This window comes from Pedobacter terrae, assembly GCF_036946585.1.
In the GTDB taxonomy this organism is placed as follows: Bacteria; Bacteroidota; Bacteroidia; order Sphingobacteriales; family Sphingobacteriaceae; genus Pedobacter; species Pedobacter terrae_C.
This window is the reverse complement of the sequence record NZ_JAQIIV010000022.1, coordinates 43,123-68,953: the sequence shown is the minus strand read 5'-3', so window position 1 is coordinate 68,953 and position 25,831 is coordinate 43,123. Positions and strand designations below refer to the sequence as shown.

Here is a 25,831-nt window from a genome sequence, read left to right as displayed (position 1 = left end):
TTGGTAGAGGGAGATATCCTTTTAACCGACGACAATTTAACTGAACCTTCCACAGGGGCGAATTTAAATATCGCCGAAACGGAACAGTATAGAACCACAAACACTGTTAAATCTTTACCTCGCGTAATTACGGTATCGGTAACCAACCTGCCTCAGGTATATAGCGATGCGGTAAACACGATGATTTCGAGATACAATTCATTAGGTTTACGGATCACTTTCCAACGGGCCAGCGCAGGTACAACAGGAAATATTAATGTTGTAGGTTTTAACGAAGGTCCGAGCGGTGGTTTTATTACCTTAGGCTCTGCCGGTTTCCCTACATCATCAGGCCAGCCTTATAACCAGATCAGAATGAATACCAATTCAGCGGCTTACGGTTCCAATCCAAATTTATTGTACCTGGCTTCTGTAATTCAGCACGAAGTTGGCCATTGCATCGGCTTCCGTCATACCGATTACATGAACCGTGCGTTTAGCTGTGGCGCAAGTGGCGCGGGGAATGAAGGCGCATCAAACGTGGGTGCAGTAAGAATACCAGGAACGCCTGCTAATCCAGATGCAGCATCATTCATGTTAGCCTGTTCTAACGGTGGCAATCGTACTTTCAATGCTAATGATGTCATCGCTATAAATTACCTTTACAAATAAGATCAAAAACCAAGGATTATCTTAAACCTAATAAAGCCTTCCGATTTCATTCGGGAGGTTTTTTAATTAATGAAAAATGTTTACTATCCAAATACGTTAAAAGCTAATAAATAATCGCTTTTCCTCCAGTTTACGTTTATACGCTTCGCTACCTCGTTGCTACAGGGTATCACTTCAACCACTCTACTGCAACGGCCAGGGGCTAGGTGGCCAATGCATATTCCATATTTAATGTTGCAGAATGTTTATTTAACCTCAACCCGGTATCAAATAATTAGGTTCGTGAGGACACTAACCTTGGCGAGAAAGAATTACTAAGGCCTGCGCTTCAAATTGTATGGGACTATAGGCAATAGCAGGACCGATATAACCCATGAAGACCGGAGCCTCCTTTTCTGAAAGTAAAATTGACGGAAAGTAAAAATGCTTCGTGAGGGGCACGAACCACGGCGAAGGATGAAAAAACGTTGCTATTGAACTTTCCATTTGGAACACAAACCCAAATTACATAAACCTGATAGCGCCAAATAGCTCCCGATTTAAAACAAAATTGTATCTAAGAAAATTCAATCGGGACTATAGGCAATAGCAGGACTGGAATAACCCATGAAAACCGGAGCCTGCTTTCCCTAAAACCAAAATTGATGGAAAATAAAATGCTTCGTGAGGACACGAACCATGGCAAAAAAAATGGCCTGCTTCCACAGGCCATTGTAATAACTTATTCCATTAAAAATTACTTGCCGTTCTGCTCAATATCCCTGTCCATTTCTACCAGGTCAACATCACTAGGTTCATAAAAATCACCAATTAAATATTTATTAAAATGATCGGCCAGTTTCCAGAAAGCATATTCTGTCATATCTCCAAAACCATGACGCTGCCCAGGGATAATCAGGAAATCAAAGCGTTTCCCTGCTTTCATTAAGGCATTGGCCACGCGAATAGAGTTTGCCGGATGCACATTGTTGTCAACATCACCGTGCATCAATAACAAATGTCCTTTCAGATTTTTTGCCAGATCAGGATTTTTATCAATGCTATATTTAAATGAGGTATCGCCTTTCAAAGAAATGGTTTCCTTAACACCATGATGTTTTTCGCTCCACCAACGGTTGTAAATGCTGTTGTCATGATTCCCGGCATTTGAAACAGCCGCTTTAAAGAAATCAGGATATACCAACATGGCGGCAGTAGACATAAAACCACCACCCGAGTGACCAGTAATACCTACCTTCGACTCGTCGATGTATGAATATTTGGCAGCTAATTGCTCAATAGCCGTTTTTTTATCTGCTAAACCATAATCGCGCAAATTGCCATAACCATAAGTATGGTACCATTTAGAACGTGATGGATTTCCACCGCGATTACCTACCGTAATTACGATGTAACCAAATTGAGCCAAACGTTCGGTACGGTCCATGCTTTTGCTAAAAGCTTTGTTTACCGCTTCGGTTTGCGGTCCTGGGTAAACATATTCGATTATAGGATACTTTTTATTGGGATCGAAATCAAAAGGTTTATACATTACGCCATATAGATCGGTTATTCCGTCATCCGCTTTTACTTTAAAAGGTTCGGGAAATTTGTAGCCCGCAGCCATCAACAATGAAAGATCAGTTGTCTCCAGATCCATTATTTTTCTGCCTGCCCCATCATAAAGCGTAGCTTTCGGTGCTGTATTTACCCTCGAGTAATTATCAACAAAAAAAGTATTGTTATCATTCATATTGGCCAGGTGATCGAAATCGCCGGCATTTAACAATTTCATATTCGAACCATCGAAATTGATGCTGTATAAATGCAAGTAATAAGGATCTTCTTTACCTTCCCTACCGTTTGCCGTAAAATAAAGAATGCGTTTTTTCTCATCAATATTTACAATGCTCTCGCAGTGGAAAGCGCCTTTGGTGATCTGGTTTTTCAGCTTCCCGTTTTCGTCAAAAAGATAAAAATGTGCCCAGCCATCACGCTCACTCCAGTGAATTAATTCTTTACCATCATTTATCAGCCCCGGGCGGTTCACTTCAACGTAGGTATTAAAACGCTCGTCGATTAAAGGCGTAACCTTACCTGTGGCAATATCAACGGTACCGATGTCAATACGTTTTAAATCGCGACTGGTACGCGAAAAATAAAACCTGTTATTATTACCTAACCAAATAGATGGGCGGAATTCGTTATCACGGTCTTTATTTAAGGCTGGTTTGCTCCAAATGGATACGCTTTGATCTTTAAATGCTGTTACATTTAGTTTTTTATAAGATTTTGCAGCAAAATCGAACAGTAAAACTTCATCCTGAGGGGCTTCAGCCTCACCTGGCATCTGATATTTATAGGTTTCCAAAGTCGGACGGCCAGGCGTAACACTGTTAATTACCCAAAGGTCTTTAACCTTACGCGAATCAGTTCGGTCTAATACAAAATATTTTGAATTGGGTGACCAAAGCACATAAGCACCGCGACGTTTTTTATTGTTTTTCTCATTCTCCACATTGTTTTCACCATCGCCATCACTTCCATAAGAATAAAATTTAACGCCATCTTTAGTAAGTTGATGTTCTACAATGGTACTATCTTCCTCATTATTAACTGCCTTTTTGTAGTTATCTTTATCCATCCAATACAAATTATAATTGCGGGAGAAGATGATGGCAGAAGAATCGGGTGCTACAGATCCCCATGATGGTTTAGGCTTGGGTTTACTAAAATTTGGCACTTCGGTTAATTTCGCACTTGCCAGTTCGTATTTGAAAGAAAATATTTTCTTCTGCATAGAATCTGCAGCTTTTTTATCTTTTCTATCTTTTTTTAGCTCTTCAATCGTACTTTTTACTTCGAAAGAAATACTTTTCTCGTCGGCGGCAAATTTTAAGTTTTCCAGGGGTAAATGTTCTGCATCAAATGGATCCCGAACAATCAATGTAATCGCTGCAGCAAGTTTCGCATTATCAAACATCAACTTTTTGCTTTTGGTCGCAGGATCTACCAGATACCAGAATTTTCCTTTTGGACTTTCAAAAGTGTACCAGAAACGATTGCTCAGTTTTAGCCAGTGTGGATCTACAGCAGTAGAATACACCATTTTTTTCAGCTTATTTGGCGAAAAACGCGAAGCAAGCTGATAATTTGCCTTAGGCTGTGGCTGAATATTTTCGGTTAGGGTAAATGTTTTATTTTGTGCAGCAACAGTTAAAGATAAAAACTGCGCTCCCAGCAGAAATTTGTAGAATTTGTTCATTAAAATTTGTTTGAGCTGCTAAATTATTTAATTAAAGGATATTAAATAAGCTTTGATATGTAATAAATGCGATAGTTAGTGCAATTTCTTACAACCGGAATTAATTATTAACACCATTTATTTTGATGGATAAATAACTGAAGGATTTTATAGTTTTGTATCCATATATACTAATAATGAAATACAGCTTTTTAACCTTACTAACAGCAGGGGCAATTTTATTGGCCAGCTGCCAATCCAAATCACAAACAGAAAATTCAGCAGGGAAAGATTCGACAGAAAAAACAGCACAAACAATCGAAAATTCCAAAGCTGCTGCTGTTGATGTATCCAAAATAAAAGTGGCTGATGCCAAAACCATCCTGTCCAGAAAACAAGTTCCGATTTTATGCTATCATCAGGTAAGAAACTGGAAACCCACTGATGGAAAAGTAGGCAAAGATTATATTGTAGAAATCCAGAACTTTAAAGATCAGATGAAAATGCTGGCCGATAGCGGTTATCATACCATTTTACCAGATCAGCTTTATGCTTACCTCAATACTGGTGCTGCTTTACCAAGCAAACCCATTATGTTAACTTTTGATGATACCGACATGGACCAGTTTACCGTTGTGCGTCCAACTTTAGAAAAACTGGGCTATAAAGCAGTTTATTTCATCATGACCGTTTCGATCGGTAGAAAAGGTAAGTTTGTTGATTACATGACGAAAGAGCAGATCAAGCAACTTGCTGATGAAGGAAATGTGATCGGCAGCCACACTTACGATCATAAAAACTTCAAAAAATACGCCGGTAAGGATTGGGAAGAACAACTAGATAAACCAACAAAAAAACTGGAAGAGATTACGGGCAAAAAAATGACAGAATTTGCTTATCCATTTGGTTTATGGAATGCAGAAGGTATCCCAGAGCTTAAAAAACGTGGTTTCAGAATGGCCTTTCAGTTATCAACCAAACGTGATGAAAAAGATCCATTGTTTACCATTCGCCGGATTATTGCCAGTGGTTACTGGTCGCCAAAAACGTTGAGCAACAGCATTAAAAACAGCTTCTAATAAAAATCCCGATTTAAAATCGGGATTTTCTTTTTACATGAACCACCAAATCAACATGAAAAAATTAGCCTTAATTGTTTTATTGTTATCCCAGCTTATTAAGCTCAATGCACAAACACCCCATCTAAGTGGAAAAGTTGAAGTAGTTATGGCTACGGGCCAAATTACCTGCGATTTTGTTTTAAGTAATATCCCTAACCTCGGTAAAGACTATCAAATACTTTTAAACAAAGGTTTTAACATTAAGGCCATAAAGGATTCGGCCAATCAGACATTAAAATACAGTGGTTTTTATGGTGGAGCCATGCGGGGCGAAGGTCTGATTTACACGCCGTTGCATAAAGACAGCACAATGATAAATCCAGGAAAACTGCATATTACCTATACAGGTGCTTTTCCAGTTTATACTGATACCCTAAACTTTGTCGATTTTAAGGGGCTGATTGCCTTTAATGGCAAAACAATGCGCGCTACCGATCAATCTAAATGGTATCCAATTATTTACGATATCAAAAATGACAGACAAATTGAGCAGATGACCTTTGATATTCAGGTAATCAGTAAAGATGCCAAAATGATCTTCATCAACGGCGACCAGCCAAAACCAGGACCAGTCGCCAGTTTTAAATCTCAAGTGCCTATTGCGCCTATGATTTTTGCAGGGGATTGTGATGTGCAAAAAACCAAAGGAGCGTTATTCTTAAACAGCCAGATGGATGATAAACAACTGGAAGTTTTCGAAAATAATATAGCGGAAATGAAAGCCTATTATTTCAATGTCTTAAAGATTCCTTATGATACTAAAAATGTATTTATAGAACATTCACCTGTTGAAAAATTTAATAAAGGCAGAAGCTGGGGTTTTGTGTCGTTCCCAACAATTGCCTTTGCGGGTATAAAATTGGGCGATATGATTGATGTACAGCAAAACAAACTTAAAGACTCAACCGATTATCCATTTATCGCACATGAAATTGGTCATTACTATTTCGGAAATGTGTTACAGCCAAATTCTACTTTATTTTGGTTCTTTCTAGAATCTACCGCCGAATATTTATCGGTCAAAGCAGGTGAAGAAAAATTTGGCAAGGCATTCGGCACCAAATATTTTGAAGATAAAGGGAAAGCGCTCGGAAATTTTAAGGCCAAACCTTTAAATGATATTAAAGAGGCCAATGAAATATCGGGAACCTACCGTTATTCTTACGGTCCATTTTTACTCCGTGGTTTAGAGCAGATGATCGGCGAAAAACGAATGTTTAAATTCTTAAATACCTGTTTAACTTCTAAAAATGAATTAACCGATTACAGTTTCTTTAAAAGAAATGCTTTAAAATCGGGTATCACTCAAAAAGAGTGGGATGCTTACGAAAAAGACTTTATCATTTCTGGAAACGCTGTATCTTTGATTAAATAAATATATAACAACCTTGAATTTACATTTAAAACCAGCGGTCCATAGCCTATTATACGTTCTATTTTTATCTTCACTGTCATTTGCCTGTTCGGGCAATAAGCAAAAAGAAAAGGCCACCACAAAAGATACTTCGTCCGTAGTTAAAATAGATTCGACCAATACGAAACCTGCCGATAATAAAACCATTTTGGCGCGCAGAGAGGTACCCGTTCTCTGTTACCATCAGATCAGAAATAACATAGCCAGCGACAGCAAAAGAGCGCATGACGATATTATTGCCCCTGATAAATTCAGGGAACATATGAAAATGCTGGCCGATAGTGGTTACCACTCTATTCTACCCGATCAATTGTACGATTACCTGGTTTACGGCACTAAATTACCTGAAAAGCCAATTATGATCACGTTTGACGATACAGATGAAGATCAATTTACAGTTGGCAATTCTACATTGAAAAAATATGGCTTTAAAGGTGTTTATTTTATCATGACGGTATCCATCGGCAGAAAAGGGCGGATCAACTACATGACCAAAGAGCAGATTAAACAACTATCTGACGAGGGAAATACAATTGCCAGCCATACTTACGACCATAAAAACTTCGCACAGTTTACGGATGCAGATTGGACCACCCAGATCGATGAGCCCACTAAAAAACTGGAACAGATTACAGGTAAAAAAGTGGAATATTTTGCATTTCCTTATGGCGTTCATAAATCATCTACCCTGCATAAATTAAAGGAACATGGATTTAAGGCTGCTTTTATCTTATCGACAGCAAGGGACGAAAATTATCCGCTTTACACCATCAGAAGGATAATCGATCCGGGAAGATACACGGCAAAAAACCTTTATTACAGCATCAACAAAAGTTTTAACAAAACAAAATCTTAACAAAGGGGTTAATGATTAAAAATTAAGCGTTGAAAGGTTTAAAAATCCAACTTGATAACTTTCAATATTAATACCCTTAATCATAACCTTATGAAGTATTCTTTTCTTTTCCTTCTTTTTGGATTAGCGATAGCATCAGCTTGTAATAACCCTAAAAACGCTAATAATAATAGTGAGACAACTGATGGTAAAACCGCTGCTAAAACAGCACTTACCAAGAGTTTTTACAAAAGATTAGAAGGTACCATTGCAGGAAAAAAAGTAGTGATGCACCTGCAAAAAGTGGATGATGATGAGGTTAGTGGCACCTATTATTATGATGGCTCATGGCTTAATCTCTCAACTGACACGGTAATAGGTAAAGATAGTATTATACTGGCAGAATATAATTTCTATGAATCCTACTTTAATCAAAATTCAAAATCGCCACTTTTAACATTAAAATGGAACGGAAACGGTTTTGATGGTATATGGGAAAGTGGAGATAAAACAAAAAAATACCCGATAGCTTTAACAGAAAAGTATCCTGAAGGCAGTTATCCATTGAGTATCGGAACTTACAGAGATTCAGTCAGCGCATTTGCTGACCGGGCAAAATCTCCTACCGCCGAAATTGGTTTTCAATATCTCGAGAACAAAAGCAATGATGAAGATGGCAAATGGCTGGATTCAGAACTTAAAAAAATCTTCGGTCTGGAGAAAGTTGATCGCTTAACAGGTTTCAAAAATATAACTGCTGACTATTTCAGCGACTATAAAACCGAGGTTGCCGAACAGCAGAAAGATGGCCGGGGCAGTGAATTTGAGGCCTGGATGAATTATACTAACAATAGCCAGCAAACGGTCAATTACAATGATAATGGTTATGTGGTGGTTGATTTCCTTACTGATGCTTACACTGGCGGGGCACACGGCAATTATAACAGCAGTATGTTTTGTTTAGACGTGCTGAACAAAAAACAGCTGGAACTAAATGATATTGTTAAGATAGATTCCAATACTTTGGCTAGCATTTTAGAACGCAATCTACGTAAGGAATATAATATTAAAGCTAAAGATGCATTAAACACCTTTCTTTTTGATGATTTTATTAAACCCAATAATAACTTTTATTTTAATGCCAATGGTATTGCCTTTATGTATAATCCTTACGAAGTTGCCAGTTATGCACAAGGACAGATTGTAGTCTTTATTCCTTATTCGGACGTTAAGAATTATTTAGTACCGGCATTTAAGCAAAGAATGAAAATTAAATAAATTAGCGATAATTACCGGTTAACTGTGAAATTGAAACCTGGTATTAAAATCTTCTGTGTTGATCATCTTAAATCAGCGGAGATATCTTAATCTGACTTTGATAATTCATATTGTCGTCACCCTGAACGGAGCCTTAGCGAGCTCACCGAAGGTAATTATTTCAGGGTCTTTCCCGTTAAAAAGATGCTGACCACGAAGTAGCTACAAGGCGATTGAAAACACTAGCACTACTTGTAAAATGAATTCAGCATGACGAATTAATTTAGTCAGATGCCTTTATACAGCAGTATTCATACTAATTATCGAGATCATATTTTAAGTTAATCGGTATAATATAAACTGAAAATTTTTACAGTATCTCCTTAACAATATACTCTTTCGCGTTAAACTTAAAACTGTCATTTACAGCTTTTCCGATTAAAAGCTTGCCAATAGGTGAAACCTGGGAAATAGCAAAGAATTTTTGTCCATCCGTATGTAACTCCCCGGCACTAATGCTAATGTAGAAGTTACCTCCGGAAGTAAGCACCAAACTTCCGTTTTTAACCAATCGGTCTGATGTTACATTTTCAATCTGCTGCAAAGCAATTTTCTGCTGTCCGGCTTCATACAATAATTTATTGTTGCGGTCCATCTCCTGTTGCATCATTTCCCGTGTAGTTTCATATTTGTCGCCAGCGCTGCTTTTTGTATCATCGTTAGATGCCTGCCTGGCCTGCTGCAGCGAATACTCAATATTTTCTATCCTGTTTTGGATAAAAGTGAAACAAAGCTGGTAAAGTGTTGATTTTAAAGCAGACATATGGGGAATGGATGATGAATAGTGGAAAATGTAGATGGTTCATGATTGATGGTTTACTGTACAAAGGAGAAGAATTTTCCAAAAATTAACTATAAACCAGACTACTAACCTGGGACTGAAGACTTTGGACTTAAAACTAAAAACTACTCCTCTATCCACCTCACCTTTTCTTCAATGGGAGTGCGGTTTGGCGTCCAGGTTTTTTCATTGTGATAGCCCATGTAAAATAAGCCAATACATTTTTCATTTTCACCAAGACTTAGGAAATTACCTAACTGATCAATTAACGGCGGCGAACTCCAATATGCGCCAACTTTTAAACTCTCTGCAGTCAAAGCCATATTTTGCACTGCACAAGAAACCGCGGCCAGCTCTTCCCATTCGGGTATTTTACCACTTATTTGCATATTGATGGCAATAATACAATCAGCCTGCGCCGTTTTCTCAGCAAAGCTATCATACTTTTTCTGTAAAAACTGCTGTGGAGAAACCAAGGCTTTATATAATTTACCCAGCTCCTCACCTAGCCTGGCCAACCCAGCTTTTCTGATTACGACAAAGCGCCAGGGCTGGGTTAACTTATGTGTTGGCGCGTAATTGGCGGTTTCTAAAATCTGGTTAATCACCTCAACCGGAATTTCTTTTTTAATATAGCTGGCAGGGAAAATACTGCGACGTTCTTTTATAACTTTTGAGATGATATCGTATGTTGTACTCATGTGGTAAATATAAGGGAAAAGGTGGAAGATTTGATAAGGTGGAAGGTTGAAGGTGTAGGGTTTAAGGCTAAAGCATTGAAGATTTGACTTTTCATTAACTGGAAATTGGTCATTGGTTTATTGGTTATTGGATATTGGTTAATTAGTTAACTGCCAACTGAAAATTGTTAATTGCCAACTGTTAACTGCCAACTGAAAACCATTAACTACGAACTGCCAACTGTTTCCTGATCTGTTTAACCTTAGCAAAGAAACCTATACTTTCTTTATCAACCAGAAAATCAATGGTTTGCAGGAGCTCTTCCCTAATCCAGCTGTGTTTAATTGTTAAATTGGCTAAAATATTTAGACAATGTGATTTTATTGCCACAGGGATTTTCCCGTCAATCAACCAGACAAAAACAACCTCAACCAAATGATCAGTATCATAATCGGCGATAATCTTTTTGATTTCTATTGAAGCGTTTCTTTTGGTCATAATGGCTAAAATTTTTGCGTAATGTCTTAATGCTGATAAATTGCTTTGCTGTGGAAATTTTTCTAAAAAATAGCGTATATAAGGCAAAAACTGCTGCTGGTGGTTAGTAAATACGTTTTCTAAAATCCATGCAGCCCGAAATCCGATCTGTTGATCATGATAAAAAGTTAAATCGATCAGGTCTTTTACCGAAAAACCATCAGCTGAAGCGATGGTCGCTAATTTTTCTACTTTACTTTTTTGTAGTGTGGTTTTAATGGTTTCGAGCAAGGTTTGATTTAGCATGAGGCTAAAATAAACTTTTTGCCTGAGAGAAACAGATTAACTTCCTCTTAGAAATTCTATTTTTTTACCGTAAATCACCTTAAGATAGGTCGTCATTCCCAACTTTGATTGGGAATCTATGTGTGTAGCTTGCATTAAGATTCCCGCCTCCGCGGGAAAGACGTATCACTTGGTTTAATTTATCCATCAAGGAAGTGATCTATGTTCGCAAGCGAGGTATGGTTAGCATGCAGATAGAAAATAAATATTTTAATAGAAAGTACATTGTGAAGATCGTCATTCCCAACCTGATTGGGAATCTTACCACAAGATGAGGTATGAATTATGATTTTTAGTTAAGACTAACAATCATCTATTATGCTTGAAATTTGAGGTTTTGAGTTTTAAGCAATTGGCTAAAAGCTTCTCCCCTTTGTAAAATAAACCCGGTAGTAGCGAACACACAGTGTAACTGAGTAAAGCGGATAACGGGGCTGCATCTGCCAAAAAGTCCCAGGCCCTTCGTTTCCTAAAATATTTCAACTTTCTAACGATAAAGGCTTTAAACTTTCTGATATTACAACATTCAAACTTTACAGCATTTCAACTTTACAGCAGCTAAATACCTTCCTACCCTCAACCTTTTTACGTATCTTTGCGGCTTATTTCAATTATAGCATGATTTCAGTTTCTAATTTATCGTTACGATACGGCAAACGCACATTATTTGAAGACGTTAACCTAAAATTCACCCAAGGCAACTGCTATGGCGTAATTGGGGCTAACGGCGCAGGTAAATCTACTTTTCTTAAAATTTTATCAGGAGAAGTGAGTCAAACCTCTGGTAGCGTAGCTTTTACCCCAGGCGAAAGAATGGCGGTTTTAAAACAAAATCACTACGAATTTGATGAGTTTTCGGTATTGGAAACCGTCATGATCGGTCATAAAGAACTTTATGCCATCATGAAAGAGAAAGATGCCATTTATATGAAAGAAGATTTCACGGAGAAGGATGGCGAACGCGCCGGAGAGCTTGAAAATCTTTTCGCAGAAATGGATGGCTGGAACATGGAAAGCAATGCAGCAACGATGCTGAGCAACCTGGGCATCACTGAAGACAATCACTATAAATTGTTAAAGGAGCTGGATAATACACAAAAAGTACGCGTGTTATTGGCACAGGCCCTTTTTGGCAATCCTGATATTTTGTTACTGGATGAGCCTACCAACGATTTGGACATCGAAACCATTGCCTGGTTAGAAAATTTCCTTGCTGATTATCAGAATATTGTATTGGTTGTATCGCACGACAGGCACTTTTTAGATGCGGTTTGTACCCATATTGTGGATATCGACTTTGCTAAAATGAGCATTTACACGGGTAACTATACTTTCTGGTACGAGTCGAGTCAGCTGGCCTTAAAACAGCGTAGCGACCAGAACAAAAAAATGGAAGATAAGGTGAAAGAGCTTCAGGAATTTATCCGTAGATTCAGTGCCAATGCTTCTAAATCTAAGCAAGCTACTTCACGTAAAAAAGCTTTAGATAAAATTGACATTACCGAAATTAAAGCTTCGAGCAGAAAATATCCAGCCATTATATTTAACAATACCGGTCGTGAGGCTGGCGACCAGATTTTACAGGTTGAAAACCTTGGTAAAAGCGGAAATGATGGTGTGCTGTTTGATAAAGTAACCTTTATGGTAAACAAGGGCGATAAAATTGCCATACTATCTCAGAACAGCTTAGCTACCGCGGCATTTTACGATGTTTTAACGGGTAGAGATACCGATCATAAAGGAGAATTTAAATGGGGTGTTACCATCAGCACAGCAGATATCCCGAATGATAATACTGAATATTTTGCAGGTAAGGATGAAAACCTGGTAGATTGGTTGCGGGAGTATTCTGGCACTGATGCCGATGAACAATTTGTGCGCAGCTTTTTAGGCCGTATGTTGTTCTCGGGCGAAGAAGTACTTAAAAATGTAAAAGTGCTTTCAGGTGGTGAAAAAATGCGTTGTATGTTTTCAAGGATGATGTTACAACAGGCTAACGTATTGATGTTTGATGAGCCAACCAATCACCTGGATTTAGAATCGATTGAAGCGTTGAATAATGGTATGAAAGACTTTAAAGGTACCATATTGTTTACTTCACGAGATCATCAGTTAACAGAAACGGTTGCTAACCGTATTATTGAAATCACACCAAAGGGTACTATTGATAAGTTAATGACTTATGATGAATACATCAACAATAGTGATGTAGCCAAATTGAGAGAAGAAATGTACGCATAGCATCAGCTTAATATATACGTTGAAGCCACATGTAAATCATGTGGCTTTTTTTTTGATAAAAAAACGTGGCATGGCTGTAGCGTTTTCAATACCTTATTCGTTTTACAAAAAAAAGCGTTAATGGCCATTAACCTGTTTTGTTCAGAAATTGATTTAAACATTAAAATGAAAACGGATTTGAAAAATTTTAGCACTACGACAAAAATTATACTCTCTCTCCTTGCGATAACTTTAACCATAACGGCCTGTAAAAAAGATTTTAACAACGAGCCTATAGAAGCTGCCGGTATTGGTTTTGTTCACGCGTCACCAGGAACGGGTGCACTTGATTTTATTTTGGATAACCAAAAAATCAATAGCTTTACTTATACAAAAGATATTGGCTATTATGCGGCTTATCCAGGTATCAGATTGGTGGGTGTAGCTAAAAAAGATACCTTAAAATATTTAACTACAGCTCAAACGACGCTTAAATCAGGATCATTTTATTCTGTTTTTGTAGTGGATACCTTAAAATCAACCAAACTATTGATTCTTGAAGATGATTTAAAAGCGCCTGAAACTGATAAAGCCAAGGTTCGTTTTGTAAACTTAAGTCCAGGTTCTGCCCCATTTGATTTGGCGATTGCAGGTACAGATGCACCATTGTTTACTGCGAAGGCATTTAAAGAATTTACTTCTTTTAGCAATATCACACCAAATGACAGTTATACCTTTCAATTAAAACAAGGTGGAGCAGTTAAGGTGAGTTTGCCAGCTGTTAAAATTGAAAAAGGTAAAATTTATACCATCTGGGCCAAAGGCTTATCAAGCAAAACCGATAGTACCGGGGTTGGTTTATCTGTGATGACGAACAAATAAAATATTTCGCTCTACCTGTGGAAACGGAAATTAACACTGCCCAAAATTGGGTGGTGTTATTTTTCTTAAATTTGCCATCAATCAATCATGATAAACCTTTAATAAATAGTCCTTTACCAGGGTGATAAAAAAAATACTCAGTTTTGAGGAAATTTTAAAAGGCTGTGTAAAAAACGACAATAGCTGTAAAGAAATGATGTATAAATCATTTTATGGCTATTTAATGGGCATAATTTTAAGGTATACCAAGAATCCTTCGGATAGTGAAGAGCTTGTGAATGACAGTTTTATCAAAATCTTCAAACATGTTGGCGGTTTCAAAGCACCAAAAAATCCAGAAGAATTACAAAGATCATTTAAAGGTTGGATAGCCCAAATTGCTTCGCGTACAGCGATAGACAAAATCAGGAGTAACAAGGTTCAGTTTTATGTTGATGATTTAGCAGAAAGCGAACATCCGGTTACCCAGGTATCCATTGCTTCAGAATTACATGTTAACGATATTCTGAATTTATTAAATCACTTACCAGATACGCAGAGATTGGTATTTAACTTATATGAAATTGAGGGTTTTAACCATGATGAAATTGCAAAAATGTTAAACATTCCGGAAAGTTCCAGTCGGGTTTATCTAACACGCTCTAAAAATAAATTACGTAGCCTTTACCTCAATACCATGGTTAATTCATATGAAAAAAATGGATAAGGAATTAATTGAGCACATCACCGCACAACTCCAGAACCATGAGGAAGTTTATCCTGATGGTGCTTGGGAGCGCTTTTCAGAACAGGAAAATAAGAAAAGAGGCTTAACTTTCTGGCCTCTATGGACTGCTGCTGCCCTAATTTTAATTTTCGCCGGTTTATTTTTTGCGCAAAACAATATCGGTCAGAAAAACGATGTTGCCATAACTAAAACTAAAATAGACCGTAAACCTGTACATGAAGATACAGCTGGCTTAATTCCTCCAAAAAGTATAGCCCCATCCTTGGATGATGTTAACAACCATGCTGCTGCCATAAGTAACTTAACTGCTAATCAAAATAGTATAACTAAAGAAAATTTAACAACTAAAATTGAACAACAGCATGAATATGCGGTTTTCAATTCATCAGGAAACTTAAGTCCGGTTAACCCTAATCAATTAGATCATCATCTTTCGGTGATCAATCTTTCTGATTTAAAGCAAAAACAGTTGGACATTTTAACAGAAAAGAAAAAACCTCAACCCATTAATACACGAACAGATTTCGAGAAACTTTTGGCTCATGATAGTTATGTAAATCAGCAAAAACCTACCGGTAAAGCGAGTGGTAGCTCTAAATGGCAACCAGATGTATATGTTGCGCCAGCTATGGGTAACGATAATAAAGTAACCATGAATTATGGATTTTCTTTATCTTATGCCATCGCCAATAAATTATCAATAAGTTCTGGTGTATCTTATGCATCAATCAGCACAACCGAATCATTAAACGCTACTGCGCCACAAACCTTATCGGGTAAAAATTTAGCTTCAGTTGATGCCAAGGTGCGTGGAATTAATGTGCCTTTGGAATTAAAATATAACATTAGCGATAAACTTTACACCAATGTTGGGGTTTCTGCACTTGCTGTTTTAAACAACTCGCAACAAAACAGCTATATCGTTAATCAGGTTCAAAGTTTCGATGCTCCTGCAGTAAACGGTTACGCAGATTCTAAAACCATGATTGTACAGGAGAAAAAGGTTGAGCCGCAACCTGAAGCGAGCATAGATCCTGATAAATATATCGGATTCTACAATTTCTCTTTGGGCTATAAGCAAAAAATCTCCAAAAAGAATAACATTGCTATCGAGCCTTTTTTAAGACTGCCTATGAAAACTTTCTCTAAAGAAAACCTTAACCTGACCAATGGTGGTTTGCGATTAAAAATTGATTTCTAAAAAACTAAGATATTTAGTATATTTGGTAAACGCCTTAAATATGAAAAATATCAAACCCTATCCAACTGAAGATGAGCTACCTCCCGTTAAAACCCTTAACGAGATAGATTTTTCTGCTGTTTACAGTTATGCAGATTACATGCGCTTCGAGTTTGAAGAGCGCTTAGAAATTATCAAAGGCTACATTTTCAGGATGAGCCCTGCCCCTTCCAGGGTGCACCAAAAAATTTCGGGAAGAATTTATGTACCAATTTACAATGCCTTAAATGGTCATCAATGCGAAGTTTATTCCGCTCCTTTTGATGTACGTTTAGCCAAGAAAGCGCAAGATGACAGAGAAGTTTTCACCGTAGTGCAGCCCGATATTGTGGTAATTTGTGATCCAGCTAAATTGGATAAGCGTGGCTGCATTGGCGCGCCGGATATCGTGGTCGAGATTTTATCACCCGGAAATAATAAAAAGGAACTGATTAACAAATACGAAGTCTACGAAGAAGCAGGGGTTAAAGAATACTGGATTGTAAGCCCTTCGCATAAAACATTTTTCAGGTACATCCTGGATGAAAATGGCAAATTTCAGCCTACCAAAATGCTTACTGAAGGTGAAGAGGTGACTACGTCCATTATGCCTGGTTTTAAACTCATACTGGATGAGGTTTTTAAAGATTAAGGTATGAAAAATATTAAACCATACCCAACTGAAGATGAACAACCTGCGTACAAGACACTAAACGAGGTCGATTTTTCGGCTTTATACAGTTATGCAGATTATATGCGTTTCGAATTTGAAGAACGCTTAGAAATTATTAAAGGACAGTTATTTAAGATGAGTCCTGCCCCATCGCGAATCCACCAGGGTATTTCAGCCAACATTTTCGTTCCAATTTACAATGCGCTCAAAGGTAAATCTTGCCGTGTTTATACTGCGCCTTTTGATGTACGTTTGGCCAAGAAAACTCAGGATGACAGAGAAGTTTTTACCGTTGTGCAGCCCGATATTGTGGTGGTTTGCGATCCCGCTAACTTGGATAAACGTGGATGCATTGGGGCTCCGGATATCGTGGTCGAGATTTTATCGCCAGGAAATAATAAAAAAGAACTCATTAATAAATACGAAGTTTACGAAGAAGCGGGTGTAAAAGAATATTGGATCGTAAGTCCTGCCTACAAAACATTTTTCAGTTATATCCTTGATGAAAATGGCAAGTTCCAACCTACCAAAATGCTTACCGAGGGCGAAGAGGTAAAAACATCGATTATACCTGGCCTTAAACTTGTTTTGGAAGAAGTTTTTCAGGATTAAAGGCTATAAAAAAAGAAGTCAAATTTAAATGGCAAAGCGGCTATTTAAACTTGACTTCTTTAAAATCGTTTTATAGTTATTTCTTAGTGACCTGAATGTCCATCAGCACCATGTGCATGACCATGAGCCAACTCATCTTGAGTAGCTTCACGTACGTTTAAAATCACACCGCTAAACATTAAATTTTTACCAGCCATTGGGTGGTTTAAATCTACAGAGATCGTTTCGTCGTGCACGGCAGTAACACCTGCTCTAAATTGGTTACCGTTGTTATCCTGCAATGGAATCACATCACCAACGTTTGGCAATTCGCCACCAGCTTCAGTAAACATCGTTTTTGGCAGATCAGCAAAAGCACCTGGGTCAACCTCGCCATAACCATCTGCTGCAGATAATTCAAATGAATATTCATCACCAGTTTTTAAACCAGTTAAATGCTCTTCAAATTTAGGCAACATCATGCCAACGCCATATAAAAATACTAAAGGATTTTGTTCGTCAGCTTTCTCTACAAAAACTTGTTGTCCTTCTTCGTTAGTAGTATGTAATTCGTAAGTTAACGCTACTACAGAGTTTGGTGAAATATTCATTTAAATTTATTTATTGTACATACAATAATGCTTCCTCAACAGTGTTAACCGGCAACTGGCATACTTTATTTCGGCAAATATAAACTTTTGTTTCATTGCTTTGCTTACCTTTTAACAGCGGTAGGTTACTTTTTGTTCCACCTAATGTAATTTTGTTCGGAATATAATGCCCGCTTAATTCCAATTTAACCACATCGCTTTCTAATCCGGTAATGGCAATTTCATTTATGCCATAAATTTCGTTCAGCAATTGGATGGCCCAGTTGGAGTAAGCAGAACCGTAACCTTTAATCTTCGGCTGAACCGCAGCAAGCATTTCTGAAGCTTTTTGGGTGTACGCTTCTATATCAAAAAGCAAACCCAGTTGCTGCAAATTCTGCGCCATGGTAGAGTTTGAAGCCGGGATCACATTATCCATCACCTCATGTTTACGGGCAATTAAATCTTCACTTTGTGCAGAGGTATAAAAAAAACATGGGCGAATCTGTGTCCGAAAAATTAGCCATTACATAATCGGTCAATGCTTTTGCTACTTCCAACCATTTTTCATCAAAATCAGCTTCATAAAGGGCAATTAGTGCTTCAATAAAAAAGGCATAATCATCCAGAAAATCTGTAATAGAAGCCTTTCCGTTTTTATAATTCCGGTATAAGCCACCATTTTCAGTCTTTAAATTACTTAGAATAAAATTGGCTGCAGTTGAAGCTTTTTCATAATAAGGTTGATGATTTAATACGGCGGCAGCATCAGCCAAAGCTTTAATCATCATGCCATTCCAGGCGGTTAAACATTTATCATCCAAACCAGGCCTAATCCTTTTGTTACGAACTGCCAATAATTTTTCTTTTGCTAAGTTTACCTTTTCATAAAGTACCTCCGAAGTAATATCAAATTGAGCAAGCAAATCGTCATCGCTGATGGTTTTGCGCAAGATATTGGTTTTTTCCTCTTCCCAATTGCCTTCTTCGGTAACATTATAATAAGCGCCGATCAATTTGGCATCTTCTCCCAAAACCCGATCGAATTCTACTTTGTCCCAAACATAAAACTTGCCTTCTATCCCCTCGCTATCCGCATCCAATGCCGAGTAAAACAATCCATCTGCGGATGTCATCTCCTCAGAAACCCATTTAATGGTCTCTACTATGGTCTGTTTAAAAGAATCGAACCTGGTACATTGATAAGCTTCGGCGTATAAACTGATCAACTGTGCATTATCATACAGCATCTTTTCAAAATGTGGCACATGCCATTTATCATCAACTGAATAACGGGCAAAGCCACCACCAATCTGATCATAAATTCCTCCCCTGCTCATTTCTTCGAGCGTATGGCAAACCGCTGTGAAAACAGATTCATCATCTTTTAAAAAGCCATAACGCAATAAAAATACCCAGTTATTGGGCAAAGGAAATTTGGGTGCGCGGTTATAACCACCGTAACTGATATCGAAATGTCGCTTCCAGGGATCGATAATTTCAGTTAAATGCGCGTGGGTATATTCCTGTGTAATATCTGCAGCAATGATCTTTTCGCTATCTTTAATGCCCGACGTTAAGCGCTCAGCATATTGAATGGCTTTATCAGGTTCATTTGCCCAAAGTGCAGCCACATTTTCCAGAATATTGATCCAATCGTTTTTCCGGAAATAAGTTCCGCCATAAATCGGGCGCTGATCGGGCAAACAGATGCAGTTTAAAGGCCAGCCGCCGCTACCCGTCATGAGTTGGATGGCGTACATATAAATCTGATCAATATCCGGTCGTTCTTCCCGGTCCACTTTAATGCACACGAAATGCCGGTTCATTACTTCGGCCACTTCATGATTTTCGAAACTTTCGCGCTCCATTACATGGCACCAATGGCAGGCCGAGTAACCAATACTTACCAAAATTAGTTTATTTTCAGCTTTGGCCTTTTCTAATGCCTCCGTCCCCCACTCATACCAATCGACCGGGTTATGGGCATGTTGCAGCAAATAAGGTGACGAAGCGTGGATTAAATTATTGGTTTCAGACATGACGGATTATGTAAAATGTAAGAGGGAAAATGGAATTTTATTTCGAGGCGTAAATCTATTAATAATCTACAAACCTGTTTCTATTTAGTTTTTGTTTTTATACTTTAGTTGGAAATCTATAATATTTATACTGATTTGCAAACCTTGTACCTTAAACCCTATACCTTTCACTTTCAGCCTTCAACCTTTCACCTTTAACTCATGAAAATCACCCATACCGAAATATACCGCTTTAGCATCCCGATGGAGCCTTTTGTAATTGCCACAGGAACCATGCATTTTGCACAGAATGTACTGATCCGCATTTTTACTGATACGGGCATCCATGGTATTGGCGAATGTTCTGCTTTCCCGATGATTGTAGGCGAAACGCAGGAAACCTGTATTGCCATGGCCAAAGATTTTGCAGCCATTTTAAAAGGTAAAGATCCTTTAGATATTCCAGAGCGGATGAACGATTTATTGGGTTATGCCGATCATAACAATACCATTAAAAGCGCTTTCGATATGGCGCTGTTTGATATTGCTGCCAAAAATGCCCACCTGCCCCTTTATAAATTTCTTGGAGGAACTAAACGTACCATAGAAACTGATATGACCATTGGCATTGATACGCCAGAGGGAATGGCTGCAACAGCATTAAAATATAAAAGTCAGGACTGCCGGATCTTAAAAATTAAGCTGGGCAAAAAGGTAAATGATGATATTGAAAGGGTAAAACAGATCCGCGAAGCCGTGGGCGAAGATTTGATTTTACGCCTCGATGCTAACCAGGGCTGGAGTTTTGATGATGCTTTATTTGCTTTGGGCGAACTGGAAAAATACAATATCGAGTTCTGCGAACAACCCATGCGCACCTGGTATGATGATCAATTACCGGAGCTGAATGTAAATTCGCCAATTAAATTAATGGCCGACGAAAGTTGCTATAACCACCACGATGCCCGAAAACTGATCAATAGCCAATCGACAACTTACTTAAACATTAAATTCTCCAAATCTGGCGGCATACTTGAAGCGCAGAAAATACACGAAGAAGCCTTAAAACATGGTGTAAAATGTATGATCGGCAGCATGCTCGAAACCAGGATTGCATTAAGCGCCAACCTGCATTTTGCATTGGCCAGTCCTAACGTTGAGTTTTTTGATTTAGATACTGCACTGTTAGGCCACCTGGTTGATCCGGTTGTTGGTGGATTAACCTACAATGGCTATTTGCTGGATGTTCCTGAAGAAATCGGTATCGGTGCAGAAGCTGATGAATTTTTCTTAGAAAAGTGTGAAAGCTGGACGGTGTAGTTTGGAGTTGAGCGTTTGGAGTTTGGAGTCGATTACCGGTTTAAACAATAATCTCGGAAATTAATACCTATTCATTATTAATTAACTGCGGTATTGAAACGCTTAAACAAATTGACTATCCGAAAGTTCCCAGGTATGCGCATATATGTTCTGGAAGTATTTTTAGGCACCATGCTGGCTTGCTTTAATAATGAGGTTTTACCAATTACGTCCGTCAATCGCAATCCAGATGAAAAATTGGGACTTGCCTGAATTGAAGATGCACTTTGGGCACTTTGGCGCTCCAAAATGCGCAATATTCTTGAGCACAGCGAAAAACTAGCATGCCCCTCGGCATAGAGCGAAAAAAACAAAGCTTTTTATTAATAAATAATGAACTAATGACCATTGAACCAACAACTAGCGAACCAACAACCTATCCAGCGCCAAACTATCCCCATTAAAAGCATTAAAATCAACCACATGTCCCAATGCCATTAATTTTTGCTTTATCAGAGTGTTGCCAGAATTTCCAACGGCTTTTATCCATCCTTAATTTTGGCTGATAATAATGAGCAATCCATAAAGGATAATCATCAAAATGATCGACTAAATAATCTTCATAAAATTTAAGCCCGGTATAGATAATCGGTCTTACTTTGGTTTTCATTTCAACGTAGTTGAGGAAATCAGCCAGTTCAGCCCGCATTTTTAGTACGGAAACACCATCTAATGATTCGATATCCACCACAGGTGGCAAATCCCCTTTTTCGATATTAACCACTTGTAAGAAAAATTTGGCCTGTGTTTTACCATCCTTTTTTGGCCTGAAAAAATGATAGGCCCCACAAATAATCCCTGCCTTTGGCGCCTCGCGCCAGTTACGCTGAAAGTATGGGTCCACCAACATTAATCCTTCCGTGGCTTTGATAAAGGCAAAACGGATGCTCACCTCATCTTCCTTCATCTCCTTTACTTTTTGCCAGTTTATTTTGCCCTGATAGTAAGAAACATCAATGCCGTGAACGGTATATTTTTTAGGTATTTTAATGTTAAGACTTTCGTAAGTTCTGTAATTAGGGTCTTGCCCCCAATCTTTAACCCAGCGCCAGGTAGCCACAAAACTCTTTAATACATAGCCGTAATAAAATGGAGAGAGTAAAATCAACAATAAACCGGCAATAACCAACTTCAGCTGAACCGAAATACCACCTTTCTTTTTTCTGCCTATTGAGGTTTTTCTATTTATAGGTTTCTTTGCAGCAGGTTTTCTGGCAACTGGTTTTTTATTTATTGGTGTTCTTTTCTCTGGCGGCATGGATGATTAATGCCGCTAAGTTGAGAAAAATGTATGGAAATAAAAAAGGTGGGGTACTGCTTTTGCCCCTTAAGCTATCGAATAACGACCGTATTATAGCGAGCTTCCTAACCACCCCCAACCCCCTCCTAAATCAGGAGGGGAGTTTCCCCCATAGTTTCCAAGAATCAATCCATGGATGCTTTTATACATCATGCTATCTGCGCCTTGCTATCCGGCCTGGGATATGATGGAAGGAGAAAATGTTAAAGCTTTTGCACTCCCTTTCAACCTACCACTGCCCGGAGGCAGCACACCCTCCCCGATCCTTCATCGGGGCTTGTGCTGGCGACCTAAAAGCTTTGACGAATTTATCCGACATCAGATCCAAGCCTTGATTTTTGGTTACCTTTTTATCAAGAAAAAGGTAAGAGCCCTTCGGTGGCTAACCGAGGCAAGACTGTGTGGAGGGCAAAAAATAGCGAGCGCATTAAGATTCCCGCCTGCGCGGGAATGACGACCGCATTAGAAACAATGCTTGGAAATAATGCTATCTGAATACCGCTATAAGCACTATGCTATCTGCACCCTGCTATCCGGCCTCGCAGATTTCCGCCGGAAAAAGCACGAAAATCTTTGCAGTTCCCCTCATACCTCCACAGCCCCAGGCAGGATCAAAGCGAGCGCGTTGGGACGAAGCAAGGGCTAAGAGCCTCGATGCTGCCGCCATCAAGATTTTCGTAGCTTTTTACAAGGAATTGCGCAGCAATCTTTTATACCGATAAAAATAATATTATCTCATAAAAAACGATGCAAGCCTTGATTTTTGGTTACCTTTTTATCAAGAAAAAGGTAAGAGCCCTTCGGTGGCTAACCGAGGCAAGACAGAGCGAAGACCAAAGAATAGCCAGCGTATTAGGGTTCCCGCCTGCGCGGGAATGATGAATTTTTCGCGATAATGCCAACTTAAAGATCCTTTGCTGCGCTCAGGATGAAGCAAATAATCAGGCAAGATCAAGCGAAAGAATTGAATTAAGATGATCAAACAACACCAGGCTTTTGGTACTTTTACGCCATCTAAACACACCATGTTCAAACTGATCTTCAATACTTACAAAACATCATTCAGCGGATTAAGCAAAGAAACCTGGCTGTTAAGCATTGTAATGATGTTTAACCGTTGTGGCAGCATGGCTGTACCTTTTATGGGCTTGTACGTTACCCAAAGCTTGCACCGTTCAGAAATGGATGCCGGTTTAATCATTACCTTATTTGGCGCGGGTTCTATTTTAGGTTCTGCAACCGGGGGGAAACTAACAGATATGATCGGGTTCAGGCCGGTACAAATTCTTTCCTCCGTTATTGGCGGATTGCTGTTTATCCTGTTCTCAACCATTAGCCATTTCACCACGTTATGTGTGCTGGCCGTGGTGATCAGTTTCTTTTCTGAAGCTTTCAGGCCAGCCAATTTTACCGCTGTGGCCCATTATGCAAAAGAAAATACCATTACCCGCTCCTATTCGCTCAACCGACTGGCGGTGAATATCGGTTGGTCGGCAGGGATTAGTATGGCGGGGATCATTGCCTCTATTAATTACAAACTTTTGTTTATTGTGGAGGGTTCGGTAAGTATCCTTGTAGGCCTTTCGATTTTGGTTTTATTACCCAAGGTGCATGATTTTATAAAAAAAGCAAAGGAAACCCGTAGCACCATGGTGATTTTAAAACCCTGGCAAGATGTTTTTTACGTAAAATTTATTCTTTTAACTACCCTTTTTATTACCTGTGCATTTTTGATGTTCAGAGTGGTGCCTGTATTTTTTAAAGAGGAATGGCATATTGACGAGTTTGCCATTGGAATTATTATCGGCTTAAACGGTGCCATCATTGCACTGTTCGAAATGATCATGATCAATAAAATTGAAAAGAAAAGATCGCCCATCTTTTTCATCGTTATCGGCTCGGTTTTCTTTGCCGTATCATACCTGTTGTTAAGCGCACCGATTATTTTTCACGTGGTATCGGCCGTGTTAACCATTGTCACCTTTACCGTTGGCGAAATGTTTGTGCTCCCATTTATCAATACTGTTGTAATTAGCAGAAGTAACGAACACAACCGTGGTTTATATGCAGCAGGTTATACTTTAAGCTGGTCTTGCGCACAAGTGGTAGGCCCACTGGCTGGTTTTTATATTGCCAAACACCTGGGTTATAATTGGCTCTGGTTTGGCCTGGCCTGTATTTTATTGCTTTGTGCCTATGGTTTTAGCGTAATGGATAAACGCCAGCAACAATTGGCATTAAAAGCAAATTAGTTTACAGTTGGCAGTTTGCCAACTGTAAACTAAAATCTGTCAACTGAAGTTAAGCCTATTTAAATTTCTGCGCCTTAACGCCTTCTTTGGTGATTTTTACCGGTAAAATCATACCATCGGTATCAAACTTCATTTCATCTATACAGGTTTCGCGATGGTTGCCATCCGTTTCGGTTAATGGCCGGCGGTGGTAAACAATGTAATATTTATTTTTCTTCTCATTGATGATTAAAGAATGGTGTCCTGCCCCTCTTGCGATGGTAGGATCTTGCTGTAAAATTTTACCTACCCTTTTAAACGGACCAAATGGAGAATCGCTAACCGCGTAGGCAACAGAATAATCTGGTCCAGTCCAGCCACCCTCACTCCACATGAAATAGTATTTACCATTTCTGATGAACATATACGGACCTTCCACATAATTATCTGGTGTAATTTCTTTAAAGATTTTACCATCATCAAAAGGCAAAAAGCCGGTAAAATCTTTATTCAGTTTGGCGATATTACAGTGTTTCCATCCTCCATAAATTAAATAATACTGTCCGTCTTTATCTTTAAACACAAACTGATCAATCGGTTGTGCGCCGTTATGAAATTTATCTACCAAAGGTTTCCCTAAATGATCTTTATACGGGCCTTCTGGTTTATCGGCCACTGCTACACCGATTCCGCCAATCTCATTATCACTCTGGATATCGTTAGCGCCGAAAAACAGATAGTATTTTTTATCTTTTTGAACAATGGCAGGTGCCCACATGGCTTTATTGGCCCATTTAACCGCAGCGGTATCTAAAACATAAGGATGTTTTTTCCATTTTACCAGGTCATCGGATGAGAAAGCATCCAAAAAAACCTGTTCCTTATACTTTGCAGAATAGGTTGGGTAAACCCAATATTTATTGTTGAAAACAGCAGCTTCAGGGTCTGCATACCATCCGGGAAATATAGGATTTCCAGATTGCTTAATCGTTTTAGTATCCTGTGCAAAAGAAGTGAGCGCGGATACAAGTAAAAGAGATGAGAATAAATATTTCATGGGTACAATTTAGAAAAAAATATGTGGTTTAAAAATTTAGTGGTGGGTTTAACCGCAAAGGGCGCAAAGAAGAAACGCAAAGTTGGGTGCATATTGTTTAACCACGAAGGAAACTG

22 protein-coding genes are annotated in these 25,831 nt (G+C 38.6%); 13 read left to right on the top strand and 9 right to left on the bottom strand.

What is annotated here, in order from left to right; genetic code table 11:
* Positions 1-651, top strand: a 651-nt coding sequence (locus PGN18_RS20360) for a M57 family metalloprotease (protein ID WP_335321415.1), incomplete at its 5' end; no start/stop codon positions are given.
* 736 nt (positions 652-1,387) lie between these two features.
* Here PGN18_RS20360 and PGN18_RS20355 read toward each other — a convergent pair.
* Positions 1,388-3,895: a S9 family peptidase gene (locus PGN18_RS20355; RefSeq protein ID WP_335321414.1), complete on the bottom strand. Its 2,508-nt coding sequence runs from the start codon at positions 3,893-3,895 to the stop codon at positions 1,388-1,390.
* Between the two features lie 176 nt (positions 3,896-4,071).
* Between PGN18_RS20355 and PGN18_RS20350 the strand changes: the two genes are divergently transcribed.
* The 4 genes from PGN18_RS20350 to PGN18_RS20335 all read left to right on the top strand — a co-directional run bounded on the left by PGN18_RS20350 (position 4,072) and on the right by PGN18_RS20335 (position 8,522).
* The gene (locus PGN18_RS20350) at positions 4,072-4,953 is read left to right on the top strand and encodes a polysaccharide deacetylase family protein (protein WP_335321413.1); all 882 of its coding nucleotides are present in this window, start codon (positions 4,072-4,074) and stop codon (positions 4,951-4,953) included.
* 55 nt (positions 4,954-5,008) lie between these two features.
* The gene (locus PGN18_RS20345; RefSeq protein ID WP_335321412.1) at positions 5,009-6,370 is read left to right on the top strand and encodes a hypothetical protein; all 1,362 of its coding nucleotides are present in this window, start codon (positions 5,009-5,011) and stop codon (positions 6,368-6,370) included.
* Positions 6,371-6,383: 13 nt separating this feature from the next.
* Positions 6,384-7,265 carry a polysaccharide deacetylase family protein gene (locus PGN18_RS20340; protein ID WP_335321411.1) on the top strand — a complete coding sequence of 294 codons (882 nt, stop codon included), beginning with the start codon at positions 6,384-6,386 and terminating at the stop codon, positions 7,263-7,265.
* Between the two features lie 90 nt (positions 7,266-7,355).
* Complete coding sequence (locus tag PGN18_RS20335) at positions 7,356-8,522, top strand: DUF3298 and DUF4163 domain-containing protein (RefSeq protein ID WP_335321410.1); 1,167 nt, start codon at positions 7,356-7,358, stop codon at positions 8,520-8,522.
* Positions 8,523-8,871: 349 nt separating this feature from the next.
* On the opposite strand, the gene PGN18_RS20330 is transcribed toward PGN18_RS20335, so the two are convergent.
* The 3 genes from PGN18_RS20330 to PGN18_RS20320 form a co-directional block, all read right to left on the bottom strand.
* Complete coding sequence (locus tag PGN18_RS20330; RefSeq protein WP_335321409.1) at positions 8,872-9,324, bottom strand: 3-oxoacyl-ACP synthase; 453 nt, start codon at positions 9,322-9,324, stop codon at positions 8,872-8,874.
* Positions 9,325-9,467: 143 nt separating this feature from the next.
* Complete coding sequence (locus PGN18_RS20325; protein WP_335321408.1) at positions 9,468-10,043, bottom strand: nitroreductase family protein; 576 nt, start codon at positions 10,041-10,043, stop codon at positions 9,468-9,470.
* A 202-nt stretch (positions 10,044-10,245) separates the two neighbouring features.
* A complete protein-coding gene (locus tag PGN18_RS20320; protein ID WP_335321407.1) occupies positions 10,246-10,806 on the bottom strand; it encodes a hypothetical protein in 561 nt (186 codons plus the stop codon).
* Positions 10,807-11,463: 657 nt separating this feature from the next.
* Between PGN18_RS20320 and PGN18_RS20315 the strand changes: the two genes are divergently transcribed.
* From PGN18_RS20315 to PGN18_RS20290, 6 genes are all read left to right on the top strand, one after another.
* The gene (locus PGN18_RS20315; RefSeq protein WP_335321406.1) at positions 11,464-13,086 is read left to right on the top strand and encodes an ABC-F family ATP-binding cassette domain-containing protein; all 1,623 of its coding nucleotides are present in this window, start codon (positions 11,464-11,466) and stop codon (positions 13,084-13,086) included.
* A 165-nt stretch (positions 13,087-13,251) separates the two neighbouring features.
* Entirely contained in the window at positions 13,252-13,947 is a 696-nt protein-coding gene (locus PGN18_RS20310; protein WP_335321405.1) for a DUF4397 domain-containing protein, read from the top strand.
* Positions 13,948-14,140: 193 nt separating this feature from the next.
* Positions 14,141-14,653, top strand: a complete 513-nt coding sequence (locus tag PGN18_RS20305) for an RNA polymerase sigma factor (protein ID WP_335321404.1) — start codon at positions 14,141-14,143, stop codon at positions 14,651-14,653.
* Positions 14,646-15,875, top strand: coding sequence for a hypothetical protein (locus PGN18_RS20300; RefSeq protein ID WP_335321403.1), 1,230 nt, complete (start codon positions 14,646-14,648; stop codon positions 15,873-15,875). The genes PGN18_RS20305 and PGN18_RS20300 overlap by 8 nt, the downstream gene beginning before the upstream one ends.
* 40 nt (positions 15,876-15,915) lie before the next feature.
* Positions 15,916-16,545 (top strand): Uma2 family endonuclease, encoded by a 630-nt coding sequence (locus PGN18_RS20295; protein WP_335321402.1) that lies wholly within the window; start codon positions 15,916-15,918, stop codon positions 16,543-16,545.
* A gap of 3 nt (positions 16,546-16,548) precedes the next feature.
* Positions 16,549-17,178 (top strand): Uma2 family endonuclease, encoded by a 630-nt coding sequence (locus tag PGN18_RS20290; protein WP_335321401.1) that lies wholly within the window; start codon positions 16,549-16,551, stop codon positions 17,176-17,178.
* Positions 17,179-17,261: 83 nt separating this feature from the next.
* Here PGN18_RS20290 and PGN18_RS20285 read toward each other — a convergent pair whose 3' ends face one another.
* Genes PGN18_RS20285 through PGN18_RS20275 form a run of 3 tightly spaced genes read right to left on the bottom strand, consistent with a single transcriptional unit; the run spans position 17,262 to position 19,789 of the window.
* Positions 17,262-17,768 carry an FKBP-type peptidyl-prolyl cis-trans isomerase gene (locus tag PGN18_RS20285; protein WP_293789909.1) on the bottom strand — a complete coding sequence of 169 codons (507 nt, stop codon included), beginning with the start codon at positions 17,766-17,768 and terminating at the stop codon, positions 17,262-17,264.
* A 10-nt stretch (positions 17,769-17,778) separates the two neighbouring features.
* Entirely contained in the window at positions 17,779-18,186 is a 408-nt protein-coding gene (locus tag PGN18_RS20280; RefSeq protein ID WP_335321400.1) for a hypothetical protein, read from the bottom strand.
* Between the two features lie 28 nt (positions 18,187-18,214).
* Positions 18,215-19,789 (bottom strand): thioredoxin domain-containing protein, encoded by a 1,575-nt coding sequence (locus PGN18_RS20275; RefSeq protein WP_335321399.1) that lies wholly within the window; start codon positions 19,787-19,789, stop codon positions 18,215-18,217.
* Between the two features lie 201 nt (positions 19,790-19,990).
* On the opposite strand from PGN18_RS20275, the gene PGN18_RS20270 reads away from it, so the two are divergent.
* The gene (locus PGN18_RS20270) at positions 19,991-21,088 is read left to right on the top strand and encodes a mandelate racemase/muconate lactonizing enzyme family protein (RefSeq protein ID WP_335321398.1); all 1,098 of its coding nucleotides are present in this window, start codon (positions 19,991-19,993) and stop codon (positions 21,086-21,088) included.
* Positions 21,089-21,542: 454 nt separating this feature from the next.
* Here PGN18_RS20270 and PGN18_RS20265 read toward each other — a convergent pair whose 3' ends face one another.
* On the bottom strand, positions 21,543-22,385 hold the full coding sequence (locus PGN18_RS20265) for a glycoside hydrolase family 25 protein (RefSeq protein ID WP_335321397.1): 843 nt from the start codon (positions 22,383-22,385) through the stop codon (positions 21,543-21,545).
* 1,016 nt (positions 22,386-23,401) lie between these two features.
* Between PGN18_RS20265 and PGN18_RS20260 the strand changes: the two genes are divergently transcribed.
* Positions 23,402-24,679 (top strand): MFS transporter, encoded by a 1,278-nt coding sequence (locus PGN18_RS20260; protein WP_335321396.1) that lies wholly within the window; start codon positions 23,402-23,404, stop codon positions 24,677-24,679.
* A 55-nt stretch (positions 24,680-24,734) separates the two neighbouring features.
* Here the strand turns inward: PGN18_RS20260 and PGN18_RS20255 are convergent, their stop codons facing one another.
* The gene (locus tag PGN18_RS20255) at positions 24,735-25,715 is read right to left on the bottom strand and encodes a glycoside hydrolase family 43 protein (protein ID WP_335321395.1); all 981 of its coding nucleotides are present in this window, start codon (positions 25,713-25,715) and stop codon (positions 24,735-24,737) included.
* Positions 25,716-25,831: the final 116 nt, after the last annotated feature.

Coding starts and splice junctions, on each gene's coding strand:
- PGN18_RS20295 (WP_335321402.1), top strand. CDS start 15,916: ATGAAAAATATCAAACCCTATCCAACTGAAGATGAGCTACCTCCCGTT.
- PGN18_RS20350 (WP_335321413.1), top strand. CDS start 4,072: ATGAAATACAGCTTTTTAACCTTACTAACAGCAGGGGCAATTTTATTG.
- PGN18_RS20290 (WP_335321401.1), top strand. CDS start 16,549: ATGAAAAATATTAAACCATACCCAACTGAAGATGAACAACCTGCGTAC.
- PGN18_RS20315 (WP_335321406.1), top strand. CDS start 11,464: ATGATTTCAGTTTCTAATTTATCGTTACGATACGGCAAACGCACATTA.
- PGN18_RS20265 (WP_335321397.1), bottom strand. CDS start 22,385: ATGCCGCCAGAGAAAAGAACACCAATAAATAAAAAACCAGTTGCCAGA.
- PGN18_RS20300 (WP_335321403.1), top strand. CDS start 14,646: ATGGATAAGGAATTAATTGAGCACATCACCGCACAACTCCAGAACCAT.
- PGN18_RS20355 (WP_335321414.1), bottom strand. CDS start 3,895: ATGAACAAATTCTACAAATTTCTGCTGGGAGCGCAGTTTTTATCTTTA.
- PGN18_RS20305 (WP_335321404.1), top strand. CDS start 14,141: ATGATGTATAAATCATTTTATGGCTATTTAATGGGCATAATTTTAAGG.
- PGN18_RS20260 (WP_335321396.1), top strand. CDS start 23,402: ATGATCAAACAACACCAGGCTTTTGGTACTTTTACGCCATCTAAACAC.
- PGN18_RS20325 (WP_335321408.1), bottom strand. CDS start 10,043: ATGAGTACAACATACGATATCATCTCAAAAGTTATAAAAGAACGTCGC.
- PGN18_RS20310 (WP_335321405.1), top strand. CDS start 13,252: ATGAAAACGGATTTGAAAAATTTTAGCACTACGACAAAAATTATACTC.
- PGN18_RS20330 (WP_335321409.1), bottom strand. CDS start 9,324: ATGTCTGCTTTAAAATCAACACTTTACCAGCTTTGTTTCACTTTTATC.
- PGN18_RS20255 (WP_335321395.1), bottom strand. CDS start 25,715: ATGAAATATTTATTCTCATCTCTTTTACTTGTATCCGCGCTCACTTCT.
- PGN18_RS20285 (WP_293789909.1), bottom strand. CDS start 17,768: ATGAATATTTCACCAAACTCTGTAGTAGCGTTAACTTACGAATTACAT.
- PGN18_RS20275 (WP_335321399.1), bottom strand. CDS start 19,789: ATGTCTGAAACCAATAATTTAATCCACGCTTCGTCACCTTATTTGCTG.
- PGN18_RS20280 (WP_335321400.1), bottom strand. CDS start 18,186: ATGGATAATGTGATCCCGGCTTCAAACTCTACCATGGCGCAGAATTTG.
- PGN18_RS20345 (WP_335321412.1), top strand. CDS start 5,009: ATGAAAAAATTAGCCTTAATTGTTTTATTGTTATCCCAGCTTATTAAG.
- PGN18_RS20335 (WP_335321410.1), top strand. CDS start 7,356: ATGAAGTATTCTTTTCTTTTCCTTCTTTTTGGATTAGCGATAGCATCA.
- PGN18_RS20270 (WP_335321398.1), top strand. CDS start 19,991: ATGAAAATCACCCATACCGAAATATACCGCTTTAGCATCCCGATGGAG.
- PGN18_RS20320 (WP_335321407.1), bottom strand. CDS start 10,806: ATGCTAAATCAAACCTTGCTCGAAACCATTAAAACCACACTACAAAAA.